Below are 2831 nucleotides of genomic sequence, written 5' to 3'. Positions count from 1 at the left end.
AGAAGGGGACGGCCGGCCCGCTGAGCTTCAAGGCCATCCCGCCGAACAAGCTCGACAACCTGATCGTCCCGAACGGCTACGACTCGGCCGTCGTGATGAGCTGGGGCGACCCGGTCCTGCCCGGCGCGCCGGAGTTCGACATCACCGAGCAGAGCGTGCGCCGCCAGTCGGCGCAGTTCGGCTACAACAACGACTTCGTCGGGGTGCTGCCGCTGGGCCGCGACGGGCGCCGGGCGCTGCTCGTGGTCAACCACGAGTACACCAACGAGGAGCTGATGTTCCCCGGCTTCACCACCCTGGACGCGCTCAGCGTGGACCAGCTCAAGATCGCGATGGCGGCCCACGGCCTGTCGGTCGTCGAGCTGGAGCGGGTCGAGCGCACCGGGCAGTGGCAGCCCGTCCGTTCCCGGCGGCTGCCGTACAACCGGCGGATCACCGCGCTGGAGACGCCGTTCGCGTTCACCGGCCCGGCCGCCGGCTCGGTGTGGCTCAGGACGGCCGCCGACCCCAAGGGCCGGACCGCGATCGGTACGCTCAACAACTGCTCCGGCGGCGTCACCCCGTGGGGCACCGTGCTGTCCGGCGAGGAGAACTTCAACCAGTACTTCGTGGGCGGTGACGCGGCCTCCGAGGCGCTCAAGCCCAAGCTGGCCCGTTACGGCATCTCGACCACGGCCCGGGTGCCGAGCGGCTCGCGGCGCTGGGACCGCGCCCAGGAACGCTTCGACCTGGCCAGGCACCCGCACGAGGCGCACCGCTTCGGCTGGATCGTCGAGGTCGACCCGTTCGACCCCGACTCGACCCCGCGCAAGCACACGGCGATGGGCCGCCTCAAGCACGAGGGCGCCAACGTCATCGTGGCCAAGAACGGCCACGTGGTCGCGTACATGGGTGACGACGAGCGGTTCGACTACCTCTACAAGTTCGTCTCCGACGGCAGGTACGTGCCCGGCGAATCGGCGCACGCCCGCCGGCACAACCTGACCCTGCTGGAGTCGGGCACCCTCTACGTGGCCAAGCTCGGCGGCGACAGCCCGGCTGCGGAGATCGACGGCACCGGCAAGCTGCCGTCCGACGGCGCCTTCGACGGCCGCGGCACCTGGATCAAGCTGGTGTCGGGCAACCGCTCGTACGTGCCCGGCATGACCGCCGCGGACGTGCTCACCTTCACCCGGCTGGCCGGCGACGCGGTCGGCGCCACCAAGATGGACCGGCCGGAGGACGTGCAGCCCAGCCCGCGTACGGGCAAGATCTACGCGGCCATGACCAACAACACCAACCGCGGCGTCGGCACCAACCCCGGCGTCGACGAGGCCAACCCGCGCAACGCCAACAAGCATGGCCAGATCTTCGAACTGGTCGAGGACCGCGGCGACCACACCGGCGAGTCGTTCACCTGGTCGCTGCCCATCCTGTGCGGGGACCCGGCGGACGCGTCGACGTACTTCGCGGGCTACGACAAGACGGCGGTCTCGCCGATCTCGTGCCCGGACAACGTGGCCTTCGACAGCGCCGGCAACCTGTGGATCTCCACCGACGGCAACGCGCTGGGCAGCAACGACGGCCTGTTCGCCACGGCGATCGAGGGCTCCGAGCGGGGCCACCTCAAGCAGTTCCTGACCGTGCCGCTGGGCGCGGAGACGTGCGGGCCGTTCATCACCGGTGACGACCGGTCGGTCTTCGTCGCGGTGCAGCACCCGGGCGAGATCACCGGCGCGAGCGTCGAGAAGCCGGCCTCGACGTGGCCGGACGGGGACTTCGCCAAGCCGTCGGTCGTGGTGACCTGGCGCCTGGACGGCGGCCCGATCGGCAGCTGAGCCCGGCCGACAGCTCCCGGCGTCACCCCGGCGCCTGGAGCTGTCGTCTCAGACGGTGCGCAGGTCCAGGGTGTGCCAGACCAGGTTGTCCTGGTCGCCGGTGGCCCACCAGAGCACGCCGTTGCGGGTGAAGACGCCGTCGACCGCCGGGCTGATGTCGACCGTGCGGTCCGTCTTCAGGTCGTAGATCAGCAGGCCGGCCGTACCGGTCAGGTCCGAGTCCGGGCCGGTCTCCGACAGCAGCTCGAAGCGGTCCAGCACCGCCACGTCCGGGACCGCCGCCCCGGCCGCGCTGCCCGCCACGCGCCGGCGGGCCGAACCGTCCGGGTGCATCAGGTCGATGCGGGCCAGGCCGTCGCCGTTCATCACCAGGACCCGGCACCACGTCGCGGAGCAGGTGATCAGCTCCGGGCCGGTGGTGCGGACCGGGGTGTCCTTGTTGGCCGCCAGGTTACGCAGGACCGTCGTGCCGGACTGGTCGCCGCCGCCGTTGGTCAGCCACGGCCAGGTGGTCAGCGCCCACGTGCCCGGCTCCTCGCGGACGGTGACCTTGCCGCCGGTCAGGGGGACCGAGCGGATCTCGGTGACCTGCTCGCCCTCCGGTGCGGCGGCGGCCCAGTGCACCCGGCCGTCGGCCGGCACCAGGTCCCACTGGGAGCCGAAGAACACGGCGTTGCCGGTGTCGGTGGTGAGGCGGCGGGCGGGACCACCGGCCACTTTCGTGGTCCAGATCTCCAGCGGGCTGCCGTCGGCGGATTCCGTCCACACCAGGTCGTCGCCGGTGATGGTGAAGGCACCGAACTCGGGGTTGCCCGACAGCGGACGCCGGCGCAGCTCCCGGACGGTCTCGTCGGCGTTGCGCACGAGCAGCCGCTCGGCGGTGCCGTCGGGGCTGGGCGCGGTGCCGACGCTGGTGCGGGCGTCCAGGAACAGGCCCGGGTGGTAGATCGGCCCGTCACGCAGGTTGCCGGGCAGGTCGGCGCGCTGCGCTTGGGGCCAGGCGGCGGCCAGGCC

At 71.8% G+C, this 2831-nt stretch carries 2 protein-coding genes; one reads left to right on the top strand and one right to left on the bottom strand.

The window, feature by feature from the left end; genetic code table 11:
• Positions 1 to 1817, top strand: a 1817-nt coding sequence (locus AB0C29_RS41810) for a PhoX family phosphatase (RefSeq protein ID WP_360832901.1), incomplete at its 5' end; no start/stop codon positions are given.
• A gap of 48 nt (positions 1818 to 1865) precedes the next feature.
• Here AB0C29_RS41810 and AB0C29_RS41805 read toward each other — a convergent pair.
• Positions 1866 to 2831, bottom strand: a 966-nt coding sequence (locus tag AB0C29_RS41805) for a hypothetical protein (protein WP_360832898.1), incomplete at its 5' end; no start/stop codon positions are given.

Source organism: Actinoplanes sp. NPDC048791 (genome assembly GCF_040650095.1).
GTDB lineage: Bacteria > Actinomycetota > Actinomycetes > Mycobacteriales > Micromonosporaceae > Actinoplanes.
This window is presented reverse-complemented; position numbering and strand designations above follow the sequence as displayed.